This is a genomic window from Janthinobacterium sp. JC611 (assembly GCF_018682595.1).
Taxonomy (GTDB): Bacteria; Pseudomonadota; Gammaproteobacteria; order Burkholderiales; family Burkholderiaceae_D; genus Janthinobacterium.
On sequence record NZ_JAFLJN010000007.1, the window covers coordinates 91,154 to 109,248 of the forward strand.

Annotated in this window: 17 protein-coding genes and 1 other RNA gene; 14 read left to right on the forward strand and 4 right to left on the reverse strand. The window is 63.6% G+C overall.

Annotated features, from left to right (window positions below; all coding sequences use genetic code 11):
- The first annotated feature begins 1 nt into the window (after position 1).
- The 4 genes from J0O65_RS07180 to J0O65_RS07195 all read left to right on the forward strand — a co-directional run bounded on the left by J0O65_RS07180 (position 2) and on the right by J0O65_RS07195 (position 3,561).
- A complete protein-coding gene (locus J0O65_RS07180; RefSeq protein ID WP_215405445.1) occupies positions 2-571 on the forward strand; it encodes a GspH/FimT family protein in 570 nt (189 codons plus the stop codon).
- A gap of 35 nt (positions 572-606) precedes the next feature.
- Complete coding sequence (gene ribD, locus J0O65_RS07185) at positions 607-1,707, forward strand: bifunctional diaminohydroxyphosphoribosylaminopyrimidine deaminase/5-amino-6-(5-phosphoribosylamino)uracil reductase RibD (protein ID WP_353056161.1); 1,101 nt, start codon at positions 607-609, stop codon at positions 1,705-1,707.
- Positions 1,708-1,737: 30 nt separating this feature from the next.
- Positions 1,738-2,373, forward strand: a complete 636-nt coding sequence (locus J0O65_RS07190) for a riboflavin synthase (protein WP_215405447.1) — start codon at positions 1,738-1,740, stop codon at positions 2,371-2,373.
- Positions 2,374-2,475: 102 nt separating this feature from the next.
- A complete protein-coding gene (locus J0O65_RS07195) occupies positions 2,476-3,561 on the forward strand; it encodes a hypothetical protein (RefSeq protein ID WP_215405448.1) in 1,086 nt (361 codons plus the stop codon).
- Here the strand turns inward: J0O65_RS07195 and J0O65_RS07200 are convergent.
- Complete coding sequence (locus J0O65_RS07200; RefSeq protein WP_215405449.1) at positions 3,558-3,983, reverse strand: OsmC family protein; 426 nt, start codon at positions 3,981-3,983, stop codon at positions 3,558-3,560. The genes J0O65_RS07195 and J0O65_RS07200 overlap by 4 nt on opposite strands.
- A 376-nt stretch (positions 3,984-4,359) precedes the next feature.
- On the opposite strand from J0O65_RS07200, the gene ribBA reads away from it, so the two are divergent.
- The 3 genes from ribBA to nusB all read left to right on the forward strand — a co-directional run bounded on the left by ribBA (position 4,360) and on the right by nusB (position 6,735).
- Positions 4,360-5,481: a bifunctional 3,4-dihydroxy-2-butanone-4-phosphate synthase/GTP cyclohydrolase II gene (gene ribBA, locus J0O65_RS07205; protein ID WP_215405450.1), complete on the forward strand. Its 1,122-nt coding sequence runs from the start codon at positions 4,360-4,362 to the stop codon at positions 5,479-5,481.
- A 98-nt stretch (positions 5,482-5,579) separates the two neighbouring features.
- Entirely contained in the window at positions 5,580-6,062 is a 483-nt protein-coding gene (gene ribH / locus J0O65_RS07210) for a 6,7-dimethyl-8-ribityllumazine synthase (RefSeq protein WP_070219579.1), read from the forward strand.
- A 202-nt stretch (positions 6,063-6,264) separates the two neighbouring features.
- Entirely contained in the window at positions 6,265-6,735 is a 471-nt protein-coding gene (gene nusB, locus J0O65_RS07215) for a transcription antitermination factor NusB (protein WP_215405451.1), read from the forward strand.
- A gap of 121 nt (positions 6,736-6,856) precedes the next feature.
- Here the strand turns inward: nusB and J0O65_RS07220 are convergent, their stop codons facing one another.
- Entirely contained in the window at positions 6,857-7,666 is an 810-nt protein-coding gene (locus J0O65_RS07220; protein WP_251373581.1) for a lytic transglycosylase domain-containing protein, read from the reverse strand.
- A gap of 587 nt (positions 7,667-8,253) precedes the next feature.
- Here J0O65_RS07220 and ubiD point away from each other — a divergent pair.
- Together ubiD and ffs are read left to right on the forward strand one after the other, a co-directional pair.
- Complete coding sequence (gene ubiD, locus J0O65_RS07225) at positions 8,254-9,738, forward strand: 4-hydroxy-3-polyprenylbenzoate decarboxylase (RefSeq protein ID WP_215405452.1); 1,485 nt, start codon at positions 8,254-8,256, stop codon at positions 9,736-9,738.
- Positions 9,739-9,860: 122 nt separating this feature from the next.
- An RNA gene (gene ffs / locus J0O65_RS07230) (signal recognition particle sRNA small type) lies at positions 9,861-9,959 on the forward strand.
- 28 nt (positions 9,960-9,987) lie between these two features.
- Here the strand turns inward: ffs and J0O65_RS07235 are convergent.
- Complete coding sequence (locus J0O65_RS07235; RefSeq protein WP_215405453.1) at positions 9,988-10,140, reverse strand: hypothetical protein; 153 nt, start codon at positions 10,138-10,140, stop codon at positions 9,988-9,990.
- A gap of 56 nt (positions 10,141-10,196) precedes the next feature.
- Between J0O65_RS07235 and dnaX the strand changes: the two genes are divergently transcribed.
- The 5 genes from dnaX (at position 10,197) to J0O65_RS07260 (ending at position 15,967) form a co-directional block, all read left to right on the forward strand.
- Complete coding sequence (dnaX, locus tag J0O65_RS07240; protein WP_215405455.1) at positions 10,197-12,518, forward strand: DNA polymerase III subunit gamma/tau; 2,322 nt, start codon at positions 10,197-10,199, stop codon at positions 12,516-12,518.
- 41 nt (positions 12,519-12,559) lie between these two features.
- Positions 12,560-12,886, forward strand: a complete 327-nt coding sequence (locus J0O65_RS07245; protein ID WP_034759121.1) for a YbaB/EbfC family nucleoid-associated protein — start codon at positions 12,560-12,562, stop codon at positions 12,884-12,886.
- A gap of 47 nt (positions 12,887-12,933) precedes the next feature.
- The gene (recR, locus tag J0O65_RS07250; protein WP_034786598.1) at positions 12,934-13,524 is read left to right on the forward strand and encodes a recombination mediator RecR; all 591 of its coding nucleotides are present in this window, start codon (positions 12,934-12,936) and stop codon (positions 13,522-13,524) included.
- 3 nt (positions 13,525-13,527) lie between these two features.
- Entirely contained in the window at positions 13,528-14,745 is a 1,218-nt protein-coding gene (locus J0O65_RS07255; protein WP_215405458.1) for a CaiB/BaiF CoA transferase family protein, read from the forward strand.
- An 88-nt stretch (positions 14,746-14,833) separates the two neighbouring features.
- The gene (locus J0O65_RS07260; RefSeq protein ID WP_215405460.1) at positions 14,834-15,967 is read left to right on the forward strand and encodes an esterase-like activity of phytase family protein; all 1,134 of its coding nucleotides are present in this window, start codon (positions 14,834-14,836) and stop codon (positions 15,965-15,967) included.
- On the opposite strand, the gene J0O65_RS07265 is transcribed toward J0O65_RS07260, so the two are convergent.
- Positions 15,936-18,095: a putative bifunctional diguanylate cyclase/phosphodiesterase gene (locus J0O65_RS07265; protein ID WP_215405462.1), complete on the reverse strand. Its 2,160-nt coding sequence runs from the start codon at positions 18,093-18,095 to the stop codon at positions 15,936-15,938. The genes J0O65_RS07260 and J0O65_RS07265 overlap by 32 nt on opposite strands.

Below are 18,095 nucleotides of genomic sequence, written 5' to 3' on the forward strand. Positions count from 1 at the left end.
CATGAGCACGCGCAAGCATCCGCGCCGGACAGGGCACACCCTGCTCGAATTGCTGGCCGTGCTGGCGATAGCCGCGCTGCTGGCGGCCGCCGCCATGCCCGCTTTGCGGCAGGTGCTGGCGCGCCAGCAGGTGCGCGCGGCGGCCACGGACTTGTTCTCGGCCATCGAGTTGACACGGGCGCAGGCGATGGCGCGCGGGCAGCGCGTGCTGTTGATGCCGGCCGGGCCCGGTGGCACGGACTGGGGCACGGGCTGGCTGGTGTTTATCGACCGCAATGCCAATCTGGCCTTCGATGGCGATGATGAATTGCTGTTTCGCCAGGGACCGCTGCCGTCAGGCATCACGACGCAGTTCGCGTTTTCCTCGGCCACGGCGCCGTTCTATATCGCCTACAATGGCGCAGGGCGCAGTTGCAGCGCGACCAATAGCCTGGCGGCGCGCTGGGGTACCGTCTCCCTGGTTTTGGGAAAGCAGGTGCGCCATATTAAAATCAATATGCTGGGGCGGGTGCGCGTGTGCGACCCGCAGCTGCAAGCGGCCAATTGCAGCGGCGTGGCCGACAGTTCGTAAGCCGACTCAGCTATCACTCACTCTCAAAGAAGCCCGTGGAAATACTCAACGATATCGATGGCATGCGCCTGGCGCTGGAATGGGCCGCGCGCGGTTTGTACACGACCTCGCCCAATCCCCGCATCGGCTGCGTGATCGTCAAGGATGGCCAGGTGATCGGCGCCGGCGTGACGCAGGCGGCCGGGCAGGATCATGCCGAAGTGCAGGCGCTGGCCAACGCGGCCGCGCGCGGCAACGACGTGCGCGGCGCCACGGCCTATGTCACCCTGGAACCGTGCAACCACCATGGCCGCACGCCCCCCTGTTCCGATGCGCTCGTGCGCGCGGGGCTGGGCCGCGTCGTGGCCGCCATGACGGACCCGAACCCGCTGGTGGCGGGGCAGGGACTGGCCAAGCTGCAAGCGGCCGGCATCGCCGTCACGACGGATGTGCTGGCCGACGAGGCATATGAAATGAATATCGGCTTCTTTTCGCGCATGCAGCGCGGCAAGCCGTGGGTGCGCCTGAAAACGGCGGCCAGCCTGGACGGCATGACGGCCTTGCACAACGGGCAAAGCCAGTGGATCACGGGGCCGCAAGCGCGTGCCGACGGCCACGCCTGGCGCGCGCGCGCCTGCGCCATCCTGACGGGCATCGGCACCGTCAAGGCGGACGATCCGCAACTGAACGTGCGCGCCGTCGAGACGCCGCGCCAGCCGCGCCGCATCGTCGTCGACAGCCGGCTCGACATCAGCCTCGACGCGCGCATCTTGCAGGGCGGCGGCACGTGGATCGTCGCGGCCGTTGCCAACCCGGAAAAGGAGGCGCAGCTGCGCGCCCTGGGCGCGGAAGTCATCCTGTTGCCGAACGCGGCCGGCAAGGTCGACCTGGCCGCGCTGATGCTGGAATTGGGACGCCGGCAAATCAATGAAGTCCACGTCGAGGCCGGCGCTAAACTGAACGGCTCGCTGATCCGCGAAGGCTGCGTCGACGAGCTGCTGGTCTACCTGGCGCCCACCTTGCTGGGCGATGCGCAAGGCATGTTTGCCTTGCCCGCCTTGACGGATATCCAGCAGCAGCGCACTTTGCAATTTCACCAGGTTCAGCAAGTGGGCGAAGATTTGTGTATCCTTGCAAGATTCGCCCAGCGCAATTAATACATTCATACTTTTTATAGGATTAGCTCCATGTTTACAGGAATTGTTGCCGCCATCGGCAAGATTGAAACCGTGCAAGCACTCGACGGCGGCCTCGATGCAGGCGTGCGCCTGAACATCCACGCAGGCGGCTTGCCGCTGGCCGACGTGGCCCTGGGCGATTCGATCGCCATCAATGGCGCCTGCATGACGGTGGTGGAAAAATCGGACACGGGCTTTGCCGTCGATGTCTCGCGCGAAAGCCTCAATTGCACCGTGGGCCTCGATACCACCACGGAAGTGAACCTGGAAAAAGCCCTGACCCTGGCCGAGCGCCTGGGCGGCCACCTGGTGTCCGGCCACGTCGACGGCCTGGGCATCGTGCGCAAGTTCGAAGCCGTGGGCGAATCGTGGGAACTGGTCATCGAAGCGCCGCATGAACTGGCGAAATACCTGGCCTTCAAGGGTTCCGTCGTCGTCAATGGCGTGTCCCTGACCGTCAACCGCGTGGAAGACCTGGGCGCGGGCGCCGCCGACGGCTGCCGCTTCTCGATCAACCTGATTCCGCACACGATCGCCATGACGACCTTGAAACACTTGACGGTCGATGGCAAGGTCAACCTGGAAATCGACCTGATCGCCCGCTATGTCGAGCGCATGCTGTCCCTGGACAAGGCTGCCGCCTGATATAAGAACGGAACACGGCAACACATCCTGCGCCTTGCCAGGCGTGTGTTGCTTTTCTTTCAGACGCGCATACTATGAAGCTTTCCGCAGTGGAGGCTGACCATGGACCCGATTTCGCGCGCAACCGTGCCCAACACCATCCCGGCCACGTCACGCGTGGGCGAGACTGCGCCGCTGGCGCCAGCGCTGCCCGTGCCGGCTTCCAGCGCGGCGGCGGCCCTGGCCATCCTGTCCTCGACCCAGGTCGACCTCTCCCCGCTGGGCCAGTTCCTGTCCGGAGTGGCCTTGTCGCGCCGGCAACTGCTGGCCCTGCAGGGCGCCACGGACGAGGCCAGGGCGGCCAATGCGCCCGTCAACGTCAATGACGACTTGCTGGCGCTGGCACGGCAGCTGACGGAATCGTTCGCCCAGCTGCAAACGAGCGGCATCGATGCCAGCCAGCTGGCCACGGCCGGCGACACGCCGGGCAGCCTGGCGCAGCGCTATGATTTGCTGTCGGGCGATGGCACGACGAATACGGCGGCCGCGCTGGCGCAGGACGGCAACTTGCTGACCCAGGCGGGCCTGGCGCGCATCGGCATCGACTTGCGCAATGAAGAGGTCGATCCCACAACTTTGCGGGCCGCGTATGCGGCCGACCGCCAGGCCACGCTGGACGCCTTGCAACAGGGAACGGATGTGCTGGCGCAGGTGGGCGCCGTGCTGGCCCGGCAGCAGGGCGCGCCGCTGGCGGCCGTGGTCGAAGCGGATTTGACGGGCGAAACTCTGCCATCGCGCGCCGCGCAAGCCGCCCAGCCGCAGGCCGTCGATGCGGCGCCGCCGCAAACGGCCGCCATTGCACAGCGGCAACTGGAACTGCGGCAGCAACTGGAAGCGGAAGAGCTGAATGTGGATTTGCAGGCGCAGCGGGCTGACAGCCAGCGCGTGGATGTCCTGCGCATCGACAGCGAGCGCATGAATGCGGAGCAGCTGGCGCAGCAGCCGGCCGCGCAAGCCGCGGGCATGGCCGTGCCGCCGCCGTCATCGCAAGACCCGTCCGTGGCGGCGGCCATTGCCGCGTATAACCTGAACAATGCAGCCCTGAATCCCGGCTTGATGAACCGGCCAGTGCCGGCCAGCGACTCGCGCCTGCCGCTGGTGGCGCCGGTCGCTCCCGTGGAGCCCGTCAAGCCCGTGCCGAAAATCTAGGCCAGCAGGGTGGCGTCCAGGGTGATATTGGCTTTCAGCAGCTTCGACACGGGGCAGCCGGCCTTGGCCTTGGCCGTCAGTGCTTCGAATGTCGCCTGGTCGGCGCCGGGGATTTTCGCTTTCAGGATCAAATGGACGGCCGTGATGGCAAAGCCGTCGTCGACCTTGTCGAGGGTCACTTCGGCCGTCGTTTCCATCTTTTCCGCCGTCAGTCCCGCTTCGCCGAGGATCAGCGACAGGGCCATGGTGAAGCAGCCCGCGTGGGCGGCGCCGATCAATTCTTCGGGATTCGTGCCCGGCTTGCCTTCGAAGCGGCTGGCAAAGCCGTAGGGATAGTCCTGCAAGGCGCCGCTGCGCGTGCTGATGGCGCCCTTGCCGTCCTTGATGCCGCCTGACCAGATGGCCGATCCATTGGTTTTCATGTTGCCGCTCCTGTGTGGGGTGTCGCTGCGAGTGGGGTGTCAGCGCCGTGGCGGTGACTGGCTGATCTTATGCTCTTTGCAAGAGCGGCGGCGCGCGTCTTGGCGCCGCCGCGCGCGCTGGATCAGGGAAGCGCAGTGTTCCGGGGCAGACTGCGGCATCCGTGCCGCAAACCTGTCTTATTTCAGGTCTGCAAGCGCTAAATCCTTTAAAATAGCAGGTTATAAGAAAATTCCCGGAAATTCGCGGAATATTCGCGCTCGATGTTTCAATTTCAGTTTCAGTTTTTAGTTTCACTAACAACGCCCGGCAAAACCGTCGCAAGCCGCCTATACCGACGCGCAGCAGGTTTTGCCAGGCGTCATACGAGGATGAACAATGTCTATATCCAGCACCGAAGAGATCGTCGCTGAATTGCGCGCCGGCCGCATGGTGATACTGGTCGATGAAGAAGACCGGGAAAATGAAGGCGATCTGGTGCTTGCCGCCGATTTCGTGACGCCTGAAGCCATCAATTTCATGATCACGCATGCGCGTGGCCTGGTCTGCCTGACCCTGACGGAAGAACGTTGCGACGAGCTGAACCTGTCGATGATGACCTCGCGCAACGGCACGGCCTACGGCACCAACTTTACCGTGTCCATCGAAGCGGCCGAAGGCGTGACGACGGGCATTTCCGCCGCCGACCGCGCCAAGACCATCCAGGTGGCCGTGGCCAAGGGCACGCAGCCCAGCGACATCGTCCAGCCTGGCCATATCTTCCCCCTGAAAGCGCAAAAAGGCGGCGTGCTGATGCGCGCAGGCCATACGGAAGCCGGTTGCGACCTGACGGCCATGGCCGGCTTGACGCCCGCGTCCGTGATTTGCGAAATCATGAAGGATGACGGCACCATGGCGCGCCTGCCGGACTTGCTGGTGTTTGCCGAGCAACATGGCTTGAAGATCGGCACGATTGCCGACCTGATCCATTACCGCAGCCAGACGGAGTCCCTGGTCGAGCGCGTTGCCGAGCGCACCCTGCACACGGCGCACGGTGAGTTCCGCCTGATCGCGTTCCGCGACAAACCGAGCGCGTCGGCCCACCTGGCCCTCGTGCATGGCGACCTGGCGCCCGGCCTGGAAGCGCTGGTGCGCGTGCACCAGCCCGTTTCCCTGCTGGACGTGCTGGAAAGCGAAGCGACCACCCACTCGTGGACGGTGGCTGCCTCGATGGCCGCCATCAAGCAGTCCGAGCGGGGCGTGATGGTCTTGCTGAACTGTGGCGAGACGTCGGGCGAGCTGTTTGCCCAGTTCGCCGCGCTCGATACGCCGCAAGCCAAGCCGAAAGGCCGCGCCGCCAGCATGGACTTGCGCAGCTACGGCATTGGCGCGCAAATCCTGCGCGACCTGGGCGTGAGCAAGATGCAATTGCTGGCCAGTCCCCGCAAGATGCCGTCGATGGCCGGTTTCGACCTGGAAGTAACGGGTTTTCAGTGCCATCCAGGCCAGACGCCCAACTGAATCGACTGCGCGTCGCGATTTTGTCAGGCGTCGATGTGAGAGTAAATGATGGCGGCATGTGTGTGTCGCCCTGAACCACCAGATTAAAGAGGCATATGATGACCGTAGGAACTTATGAAACCAATTTTGCCGGCGAAGGTTTGCGCGTCGGTATCGTCCAGGCACGATTCAATGAAATCGTCGGTGGTGGCTTGCTGTCGGCATGCCTGGAAGAGTTGAGCAAGCTGGGCGTGGCCGATGAAGATATCCTGCACGTGACCGTGCCGGGCGCCCTGGAAATCCCACTGATTCTGCAAAAGATGGCGGAAACCGAGCAATTCGACGCCCTGATCGCACTGGGCGCCGTGATTCGCGGTGAAACCTACCACTTCGAGCTGGTATCGAACGAATCGGGCGCGGGCATCACGCGCGTCGGTCTCGATTACGGCATCCCGATCGCCAACGCAGTGTTGACGACCGAAAACGACGAGCAGGCGGAAGTGCGCATGCTGGTCAAGGGAGCCGAAGCGGCACGCGTGGCGGTGGAAATGGCTAATCTGGCGCAAGCGCTGGAAGAGTTGCAGGAATCCGAGGAGGACTAGCCGTGTAGTGAACGTCCGATAAAACGCCCATAGCTGCGTTGCAAGCCCTCGCCGTACATTCGTACTGTCTTTGGGCTCGCGCCTTGCTCTGAGCATTTTCTCGAACGTTCTGACACGCGGTTGGCTGCGGCGCGTTGAAAAGCGCGCCGTGCTGCCTCGCCGGAATTTGTAGTGAACACGTACTTAAGAACAGGTAACAATCATGACTGAGAAAAATTTGCTCGCCAATCCCAGCAAAAACCGCACGCCGCGTCACCGTGCGCGCGAGTTTGCGCTGCAGGGCTTGTACCAGTGGCTGCTGAACAATGAAGATGCGACCACCGTCGTGAACAATATTCGCGCCGCCCATGGTTTCGACAAGGCCGATGGCGATCATTTCACGGTGCTGCTGTACGGCGCCATCAAGGATTCGCTGGCGCTGCGCGACAGCATGGCACCATTGATCGACCGCAATATCGCGGAACTGTCGCCCATCGAACACGGCATCCTGCTGATCGGCGCTTTCGAGCTGAAGAACAACATGGAAATCCCGTACCGCGTCGTCATCAACGAGGCGGTCGAGCTGGCCAAGTCGTTCGGCGGCATCGACGGCCACAAGTATGTGAACGGCGTGCTCGACAAGCTGGCAGTGAAATTCCGCGAGGAAGAAGTCAACGCCAGCAAGCGCAAGTAATAGAGAGAGTAGTTCCTGCGGCCAGTGCCGCAGGGCAATAAAAAAGCCACCGCACGCAAGTGCCGGTGGCTTTTTTACTGGTTGCTGCTTTTCGGATGACCCTGTGAGGGCTTTTAAAGGGTCACAGGCCGGCGATCTCGTTATGGGGCAGTACTTTGATGGTGATGCCGCTTTCCGCTGCCGGCGCCTTGACCGGTGCCGGCGTGTTCGATGCCATCACCGGCGTCGTGGTCGGCACGCGCTGGCCGGCGGACACTTGTTTCAGGCGGCGGTATTCGGCCAGCACGCGCGAGCCGTAGCCCGAGTCGGTGGCGAAGTTGGCGGCGCCCACATAGGTTTTCAAGCCTGCTTCGACGGAACCGCCACGCGTGACGTAGTCTTTCAGGATCAGCGAACCGACGCGGATGTTGGCGACGGGGTTCAGGGCCGCTTGCACGCCGCCCATTTCCTGAAAGCGCTCATGGTGCACTTTCGACATGACTTGCATCAAGCCTTGCGCGCCGACCGGGCTTTCCGCGAACGGGTTCAAGCCCGATTCGATGGCCATCACGGCCAGGATCAGCAGCGGGTCCAGCTTGATTTCGCGGGCCGTCAGGTAAGCCGTCGAGACGAGCATATTGGTCGCGTCGTTGGCCACGCGGTAGCGCTTGGAGAGCCAGTTGGTGACCCATTGCTGCTGCTTTTGCGTGCCCAGCAAGGCTTTTTCTTCCTTGCTCAGCGGTGCTTCGCTGGCGGCGGCCGTTTGCACGGAAGCAGGCGCTTCCATCAGTGCCGACAGGGCCGGTGCTTCAACGGCTTGCGCCTCTGCCATCGGCAGCGGGAACAGGCTGTGCGTCAGTTGCTTGCCCAGGTCCGGGCGGAACATCAGCAGGGCGATCAGTGCCAGGGCGGAAATGCCGAAGACTGTCAGTGTGTGTTGCGCCGTGGTCAAAACGCCACGTGCCGAAATGGCCTGTGCGCGGGCGCGCAAACGCGCCAACGCTGGCTGGCCAGCCACGGTTGAAGCAGGCACAGCTGCTTCAGTGCTACGATGAGTCATAGAGTTCCCCGAAATGTCGCGTCAACAGGCGGTCCCTCCGCGGTGTCGCGGTGTTGTGGGTACTGCCAATGCCGTGCATCAGAAATATCATCGTTTCCGCCGCGTATGGATGCGTGCGAGAAACGCCGTCATTGCTTGCTTGAGCTGATCGGTCCCATGCTGGTATTGGATCAGTCGCAATACAACTTTTACCGGGGGTAAGGCAGACGCCTTTTGAAAACACTCCTTAAAATGTCATGTGGAGCCCCGACTCCGTGAATGAAAGAGAAACGCTAAAATCAAGCTCTGGGCCGGCGTGCTCTTTCAAGTTGGGCGAATTGTAGAAGCCGTTTTATATCAAGTCAATACTAACGAATCGTTTCTTTATTACTTTTATGTCTTACTTTTTGACTTGCATTGTGCCAAAAGCCAATAAAATCAATTACTTGGCATAGATCCTTCAGCAACGGCGTCCGACGTCAAAAAAAAATTAAAAACACATGAAATATTCAGATTTGCGAGATTTTATTTCTCAACTGCAACAAATAGGTGAACTTAAGCCCATTTCGACCCCCATTTCACCGATTTTGGAGATGACGGAGGTGTGCGACCGCACCTTGCGCGCGGGCGGACCGGCCTTGTTGTTCAATAACCCGACGGGATACGACATGCCGGTGCTGGGCAATCTGTTCGGCACCACGCGCCGCGTGGCGCTGGGCATGGGCGCGGAAGACGTCAGCGAGTTGCGCAAGATCGGCCACGTGCTGGCGCGCCTGAAGGAACCGGAACCGCCGAAGGATTTCAAGGATCTGCTGGGACTCGGTTCGCTGGTGAAATCCGTGTGGGACATGTCGCCGAAAGAATTGCGCGGCGCGAAGTGCCAGGAAATCGTCTGGGAGGGTAACGACGTCGACCTGGCGCGCCTGCCGATCCAGCATTGCTGGCCCGGCGACATCGCTCCCCTGATTACCTGGGGCCTGGTGATCACCAAGGGGCCGAACAAGAAGCGGCAAAACCTGGGCATCTACCGTCAGCAGGTATTGGGACGCAACAAGGTCATCATGCGCTGGCTGGCGCACCGGGGCGGGGCGCTGGACTTTCGCGAACACGCGATCCAGAGCAAGGGCAAGCCGTATCCGATCGCCGTCGCGCTGGGCGCCGATCCCGCTACTATATTAGGGGCCGTCACGCCGGTGCCGGACAGCCTGTCCGAATACCAGTTCGCCGGCTTGCTGCGCGGCAGCCGCACGGAGCTGGTGAAAGCCATCGGCAGCGAGCTGCGCGTGCCTGCTTCCGCCGAAATCGTGCTCGAAGGCCATATCTACCCGGACGAAAACCATCCGAGCGGCTACGAGCACGCGCTGGAAGGGCCGTATGGCGACCACACGGGCTACTATAATGAGCAGGACAGTTTCCCCGTGTTTACCATCGACCGCATCACCATGCGCCGCGACCCGATCTACCACTCCACGTACACGGGCAAACCGCCGGACGAGCCGGCCGTGCTGGGCCTGGCCCTGAACGAAGTGTTCGTGCCCCTGCTGCAAAAGCAGTTCAGCGAAATCACCGACTTCTATTTGCCGCCCGAAGGCTGCAGCTACCGCATGGCCGTGGTGCAGATCAAGAAACAGTACGCGGGCCACGCCAAGCGCGTGATGTTCGGCGTATGGAGCTTCCTGCGCCAGTTCATGTATACCAAGTTCATCGTCGTCGTCGACGAAGACGTGAATATCCGCGACTGGAAAGAGGTCATCTGGGCCATCACGACGCGGGTCGACCCCATCCGCGACACCACCCTGGTCGACAATACGCCCATCGATTACCTGGACTTTGCCTCGCCGGTCAGCGGCCTGGGCAGCAAGATGGGCATCGATGCGACGAATAAATGGCCGGGCGAAACGACGCGCGAGTGGGGCACGGTGATCGCCATGACGCCGGAAGTGAAGGCCAGGGTGGATGGGATCTGGCAAGAGCTGGGGCTGTAGAACGGCTTGGGTCAGACCCTCAACACCGCTGACGCAAAGGTCATTGCCAACTTGACCGGGGGTCTGACCCCGGATTTCAGCTTGCTTCCCCAATCCTGCCCAGGTCGGGTATAATGGTCCCCGGCGGGCCCCTGCGCATCGTGGCATGGCTAACCTGGTCAGGTCGGGAACGAAGCAGCCACGGCTATTAACCATGAGTGCCGCAGATCAGGCTCGCCTCCTTCGGGAATGTTTTATCAGGATCGACAATCAAGCTGCCATGGGCAGCTTTTTTGCTTTTGCGGCGCCATTTTCTTGCCAGCCCGCAGCATTGCCGGGCTTGCCGTGTTTTCCATATTTCCAGCTGGCCATGTTATACAATTGCTGCTTTGCCGCGTTTGCCATGTTGAATGGCCCGGCCATGAGGCTTGCGCCCGCCGCGCAGGATCACCCGCAAAATCGCATGGTAAAATCTCAGCATGTCCTATCAAGTCCTCGCCCGTAAATACCGCCCCAAGAATTTCGAGACGCTCGTCGGCCAGGAGCATGTCGTGCGCGCGCTCACGCATGCCTTGCACAGCGGCCGATTGCATCACGCCTATCTGTTCACGGGCACGCGCGGCGTCGGCAAGACGACCCTGTCGCGCATCCTGGCCAAGTCGCTCAATTGCATCGGCCCCGATGGCACGGGCGGCATCACGGCCCAGCCTTGCGGCGTGTGCGAAGCGTGCACGGCGATCGATGCGGGACGCTTTGTCGACTATATAGAGATGGATGCGGCGTCGAACCGCGGCGTCGATGAAATGGCGCAGCTGCTGGAGCAGGCGGTCTACGCGCCAAGCAATGCGCGCTTCAAGGTCTATATGATCGATGAGGTGCACATGCTGACGAACCACGCGTTCAATGCCATGCTGAAAACGCTGGAAGAGCCGCCCGAGCACGTCAAGTTCATCCTGGCCACGACGGACCCGCAAAAGATACCCGTGACCGTGCTGTCGCGCTGCCTGCAGTTCAACCTCAAGCAGATGCCGCCCGGCCACATCATCAGCCACCTGGACAATATCCTGGGACAGGAAGGCATCAGCTTCGAGCAGCCGGCCTTGCGCCTGCTGGCCCAGGGCGCCCACGGCTCCATGCGCGATGCGCTGTCCCTGACGGACCAGGCCATCGCCTATGCGGCCGGCGCCGTCACTCTTGACGCCGTGCAAGGCATGCTGGGCGCGCTCGACCAATCGTACCTGGTGCGCCTGCTCGACGCGCTGGCGCAGCAGGATGGCGCGGATCTGCTGGCCGTGGCCGACGAGATGGCGTCGCGCAGCCTGTCGTACAACGGCGCGCTGCAGGATCTGGGCACCTTGTTGCACCGCATTGCGCTGGCGCAAACCGTGCCCGCCGCCTTGCCGCAGGATTTGCCGGAATACGCGGACATCGTCCGTCTGGCTGGCGCTTTCGACGCGGAAGAAGTGCAGCTGTTTTACCAGATCGCCGTGCATGGCCGCAATGAACTGGGCCTGGCGCCCGATGAATACGCGGGCTTTACCATGACCTTGCTGCGCATGCTGGCCTTTCGGCCCGGCATAGGCGGCGCCGATGGCGTACCGGCTGCCGCGCCTGCGTCGGCTCCTGGCAACCGTCCCGCCGCCGTGGCTGCAGCGCGCGCCGCCGCTGGCGCCTCGGCGCCCGCCGCCCGCGCCGCCACGAACAGCGTGGCCAGCCACGCGGCCGTGACCCCGCCCGCCGTGGTGGCCGCCGCTGCCGCCAGCATGGCGCGCAGCGAAGCGGCGCCGCCGCGCGCGGCTGCCCCGGCACCGGCACCTGTCGCGGCTCCGGCGCCGGCACCAGCGGCGCCGCCGCCTGCCGCTCCAGCTGCTGCTGCCCCGGCCGCATCGGGCGCCCCCATCAGTTCCGCCCGCGCCGCCATCAATGCGGCGCTGGAAGCGGCCCGCGCCGCTTCGAAAGGCCGTCCGGGCAGCGCGCCATCGGCGCCATCGTCGGCGCCCAAGCCGGCTGCCCCCGCACCGGCAGCGGAGCCTGTCGCCGCTGCACCCGTGGCACCGGCCGCGCCCGCCCAGGCCGCGCCGCCACCGCCCGCCGCCGCGAAAGCACCGGCGCCGTGGGACGATGCGCCGCCCGTGGCCGTGATGGAAGCTCCCGCATCCGCGCCCGTGCAGCAGACGCGTCCTGCCGCCCCGCCGCCGCAAGCGCAGCAGCAGGATGACGACCTGCCGCCGTGGGTCACCGAATTTTCCGACGACAGCGCTTCCGCCGCCGTGTCGGCGCCCGCCAATGCGCCAGGCAGCGAGCAGCCGGCCGTCGTCATGCCGCAGCGTGCCGCCAAGCAAGCCGCGCCCAGCGGACCGTATGTGATCACGCCCGTGCCGGGCCTGGACTGGGATGGCAACTGGCCGGCCGTCGCCGCCGTGCTGCCCTTGCGCGGCGTGGCCCAGCAGCTGGCCGTGCAGGCCGAACTGATCGAATGCCTGCACGACGGCCACAGCACCACGTTCCGTTTGCGCGTGCCGATCGACACGTGGCGCAGCCCGGCCAACGTGGAAAAACTGGCGGCCGCGCTGACCGAGCGCTTCGGCCGCAAGGTTTCGGTCGATACGGAACTGGGCGCCGTCTGGTACACGGCCAGCGCGGAAGCGCAGGCCCATCGCGAGGCATGCCAGCTGCAAGCGGAAGCCACCATCGCCAGCGACCCCTTCGTGCTCGACATGAAGCAGGCATTCGACGCTTTTGTCGTGCCGGGAACGATTACCCCTGCACCGGCCGGCTCCGCCGCGCCGACCCTGCATTGATGATTAACACACTCACAAACTGAATTGAACGGAGCATTCTCATGATGAAAAATCAACTGGCTGGCCTGATGAAGCAGGCGCAAGCAATGCAAGACAACATGAAAAAGGCCCAGGAACAACTGGCGCTGGTGGAAGTGGAAGGCCAGTCCGGCGCCGGCCTCGTGAAAATCGTCATGACGTGCAAGAACGACGTCAAGCGCGTATCCATCGATCCGTCCTTGCTGGCCGACGACAAGGACATGCTGGAAGACCTGGTGGCCGCCGCCTTCAACGACGCCGTGCGCAAGGCCGAAGCGACGTCCGCGGAAAAAATGGCAGGCTTGACTGGCGGCATGAACTTGCCAGCCGGCTTCAAAATGCCATTCTGATGCAACACCGCATGCGCTCGATCTATGGCACGGGGCAGGGTTGATCCATGTCCAAGTCGCTTGAATTTTTGACCGAGGCGCTGCGGCGCCTGCCCGGCGTCGGCCCCAAGTCGGCGCAGCGGATGGCATTTCATTTGTTGCAGCACGATAGGGAAGGCGCGGCCATGCTGTCGCGCGCCCTGTTCCAGGCCGTCGATGCCGTGCATCACTGCGGCCTGTGCAATACCTTTACCGAACACGAAGTGTGCGAGACCTGTCTCGACGAAGAGCGCGACAAGCGCTTGCTGTGCGTGGTGGAAACGCCGGCCGACCAGCTGATGATCGAGCAGACCTTGACCTACAAGGGCCTGTATTTCGTCCTCATGGGACGGCTGTCTCCGCTGGACGGCATCGGCCCGAAAGATATCCACCTCGAAAAATTGCTGAACCGCGCCAACGATGGCGTGGTCGGCGAAGTGGTGCTGGCCACCAACTTCACGAATGAAGGCGAAGCGACCGCCCATTACATCAGCGAAATGCTGAAGGCGCGTGGCTTGCGCGTGAGCCGCCTGGCCCGCGGCGTGCCCGTGGGCGGCGAACTGGAATACGTCGACGCGGGCACCATCGCCCGCGCGATGCTCGACCGCAGGGCAACTTGAATCATGCAAGAAAAAACGTCGGCTGGTCCTTTGGCGGGTATCAAAGTCCTGGAACTGGGCACCCTGATCGCGGGGCCGTTCTGCGCCCGCATGCTGGCCGAATTCGGCGCCGACGTGATCAAGATCGAGTCGCCCGATGGCGGCGACCCGATCCGTACCTGGCGGGTGCTGAAGGATGGCACCTCGTTGTGGTGGTCGGTGCAGGCGCGCAACAAGAAAAGTCTGACCCTGAACCTGAAGTCGCCCGAGGGCCGCGCCATCGCGCGCCAGCTGGCCCTGGAAGCGGACATCATCATCGAGAACTACCGCCCCGGCGTGCTGGAAAAGTGGGAGCTCGGCTACGAGCAGCTCAAGCAAATCAAGCCGTCCCTCATCATGGTGCGCCTGTCCGGCTTTGGCCAGACGGGTCCCATGAAGGATTTGCCCGGCTTCGGCGCCATCGGCGAATCCATGGGCGGCTTGCGCTATGTGTCCGGCTTTGCCGACCGCCCGCCCGTGCGCGTGGGCGTCTCCATCGGCGACTCCGTGGCGGCGCTGCACGGCGTGATCGGCGCCATGATGGCCTTGCGCCACCGCGACGTGACGGGCGGACGCGAGCATGGCGAAGGGCAGATGGTCGACGTGGCCCTGTACGAATCCGTGTTCAACCTGATGGAGTCGCTGGTGCCCGAATACGACCAGGCGGGCGTGGTGCGCGAGCGCACGGGCGGTTCCTTGCCCGGCATCGTGCCCTCGAATACCTACACGACGGGCGACGGCGAAAATATCGTGATTGCCGGCAATGGCGACGCCATCTTCAAGCGCTTGATGCTGGCCATGGGCCGCATCGACATGGCGGGCGACCCGCAGCTGGCGCGCAACGATGGCAGGGTGGCGCGCACGCAGGAGATCGATGACGCCATCGGCGCCTGGTGCGCCACGCACACGATCGACAGCGCGCTGGCCGTGCTCAAGGCGGCCGACGTTCCCGCCGGAAAGATCTACTCCGTGCGCGACATGCTGAGCGACCCGCAGTTTCTCGCCCGCGACATGTTCGAACAGCACCATTTCGCCGACGGCACGCCCGTCAAACTGCCCGCCATCAGCCCGAAACTGTCGGCCACGCCGGGCAAGACCCAGTGGCTGGGACCGGCCCTGGGCCAGCACAACGACGAGGTGCTGGCGTCGCTCGGCTATGACGCGGCCGCCATCGCGCGGCTCAAGGCCGATGGGGTGGTGTAATTCGCTATTAACCCACAGAACTAAAGCTGGGGTCAGACCCGGCGGGTCTGACCCCGGAATTTGCTTCCCGACTTATTTGATACCGATCATGCCTCCATTGTTCCGCACCGCGCTTGCCCTGGCGTCCGCCGCTGTACTTCTCTCCGCCTGCGCCAGCTTCCCCCACGACGCGCCGATCGCCGGCCTGCGCCTGATCGGCGAGCAGCGCATCGCCTTGAAACAGCCGTTCGAGGGCACCACGGTGGGCGGCTTGTCCGGCATCGATTACGATGCGGCCAGTGGCACTTGGGTGATGGAAAGCGATGACCGTTCGGAAATCAATCCGGCCCGCTTCTACCGCGCCACGCTCGATTACGACAGCGCAAAATTCTCCGGCGTGACATTGAAAAGCGTGCATTTCTTCACGCAGCCCGACGGCAGCCGCTATCCGAACCTGGCGCATGCCAGGCTGGACCAGGGTGACCAGGTGCCCGACATCGAAACCATCCGCGTCGATCCGCACGATGGCAGCCTGTGGTACGGCAGCGAAGGCAACCGCAAGGTGGGCTTGCATCCGTTCGTGCGCCACGCGGACCGCGACGGGCGCTACCTGGCCACCTTGCCCACGCCCGCCATGTTCCAGGTCTCGAAGAACGAAACCGGTTCGCGCAACAACATGAGCTTTGAAGCGCTGTCGTTTGCCTCGGATGGCAAGAGCTTGTGGCTGGGCATGGAAGCGGCCCTGTACCAGGATGGCCCGCTGGCCACGCCGGATCAGGGTTCGGTGGTGCGCATCACGCGCCTGGACCGCGCCGGTGCCGTGCTGGGCCAGTATGCGTATGCGATCGAGCCGGTGGCGTCGCGGCCCGCGCCGGGGCGCGAGGCGGACAATGGCGTGTCGGAAATTCTCGCCGTCAACGACCACCAGGTGCTGGTGGTGGAGCGGGCCGGCGTGGCCAACGCCGACGGCGTCTACACGAATCACGTGCGCCTCTACGCGATGGACACGGCTGGCGCCACGGATATCCAGGCCATCCCGGCGCTGGCCGGCGCGGCGTATGTGCCGGCGCGCAAGCGACTGCTGCTGGACCTGGAAAAGAGCGGCCTGGCACGGGTCGACAATATCGAAGGCATCAGCTGGGGGCCGCGCCTGGAAAACGGCCGCCGCAGCCTGGTGATGATTTCCGACGATAATTTCAACGCCCAGCAAGTCACGCAAATCCTTGCCTTCGAAGTGCTCTAGTTTCCAGGCTGGCCAGCTGGCCGGCCTGCCTGGCCAGCATGGCCGTGATCGTGTCGTGCGGCGACGGGTGGCCTAAAAAGTATCCCTGCGCCATGTCGCAGCCGTATTCTTCCAGCATCGCCAGTTGCTCGTCCGTTTCCACGCCCTCGGCCACCACCACCATCTTCAAGCCATGCGCCATGGCGATGATGGCGCGCGTGATGGCCGCGTTTTCCGTATCCTGCGGCAAGCCGGCGATAAAGCTCTTGTCGATCTTCAGGGCCCGCACGTCGAAGCGTTTCAGGTAATTCATTGAAGAATAGCCGGTGCCGAAGTCGTCGATCGACAGGTACACGCCGATGCCGCGCAATTGCTCCAGCGTCACCATGGTGGCGCGCGCATCGTCCATCAAGGTGCCTTCCGTCAATTCCAGTTCCAGCAGGCGCGCGTCCAGGCCCGTGTCGGCCAGCGCCGACAGCACGATCTGCATCAGGTTTTCATCCTTGAATTGTTTGGCCGACAGGTTGACGGCCATGCGGATGGCCCGTCCGCCGTCGCTTTGCCAGGCCTTGGCCTGGTTGCACGCCGTGCGCAGCACCCATTCGCCGATGGGCACGATGAGCCCCGTCTCTTCGGCCAGCGGAATGAATTCCGTGGGCGAGATGATGCCCCGTTCGGGATGGCGCCAGCGCACCAGCGCTTCCACGCCGACGATCTGCGTGCTGGGCACGTCGATCTGCGGCTGGTACAGCAGGTACAGCTCGTTGTTTTGCAAGGCTTTCCTCAAGCCCACTTCCATCTTGACGTGGCTCATGATTTCCATCGTCAGCGAGGAACTATACAGCTTGGCGTTGTTCTTGCCGCAGTTCTTCGCGTGGTACATGGCCGTGTCCGCATATTTCAGCAGCGAGTTGCAATCCTCGCCATCTTCCGGATACAGCGAGATGCCAATGCTGGCCGTCACAAAAATTTCATGTCCCTCGATCATGAAAGGCCGGCGCATGGCTTCCTTGACCCGGTGCGCCACGTTCAGCGCGTCTTCCACCCGCTCCAGGTCGGGAATCAGGATGGTGAATTCATCGCCGCCCAGGCGCGCCAGGTTGCTGCCGCCGGAGACGCCATCGAGCTCGTAGTCGGCGCGCAGCACCAGGTCGCTGGGGCGGATGGTTTCGCGCAGGCGCTCGGACACCACCTTGAGCAAATGGTCGCCCACGTCGTGGCCCAGGGTGTCGTTGATGCGCTTGAAGGCGTCGAGGTCCATGAACAGCACGGCGAATTTCTTGTCGTGCTCTTTCGAGCGCAGCAGTTCGCGTTCCAGGGTTTCCAGGAACGCCTGGCGGTTGGGGATGCCCGTCAGGCTGTCGCAGTAGGCGAGGCGGCGGATCTGCTCTTCCGTGCGCTTGCGCTCGCTGATGTCGCGCACCAGGCCCAGCACTTCATCGGCGCCCGTCGCCACCAGGCGCGCCTCGAAATGGCGCGTGCTGTCCTCGTGCGTGAGCGTGTAGTCGACCGAGCCGATATGCTGCGTGGCCAGCACGGCGCGCGCCTTGTCGAGCAGGCGCGCGGCGATTTCGGCCGGCAGCACGTCGCGGATATGGCTGCCCACGCAGTCGCTGAGGGAAAATCCCGCGCTGGCGTCGTGCCCTTGTTCGTAGTCGAGATAAAAGCCTTCGCGGTTGAGGCGAAAGAAGGTGTCGGGGATGGCGGCCAGCACGGCGCGGTTGTGCGCGTCGGCGATGCGCAGGCGGGCGATGGCGTCGCTGGCGCGCAGCACGTACAGCACGCGGTGTCCGAGGATGGGCCAGTTGATGGGCTTGGAAATGAAGTCGGTCGCGCCCACTTCATACGCGCGCGTGACGGCTTCCAGTTCGTCGCCGCCCGTGACCATGATGATGGGCACCGTGCCGCCCACTTCCTGGTGGCGGATTTCGCGGCACACGGCAAAGCCGTCCATGGCCGGCATGTCGACGTCGAGCATGACCAGGTCAGGCCCGCTGTGCTTGTAGCTGGCCAGCGCCTGCACGCCATCCTCGGCCTCGATCACGTCCAGGCCCACCTGCGTGAGCATCTGCCGCATCAGCAGGCGCATCACGGGATCGTCGTCGGCCACCAGCACCAGGCCGCGGGGAGGGGAGAGGGGCGCTGTCAT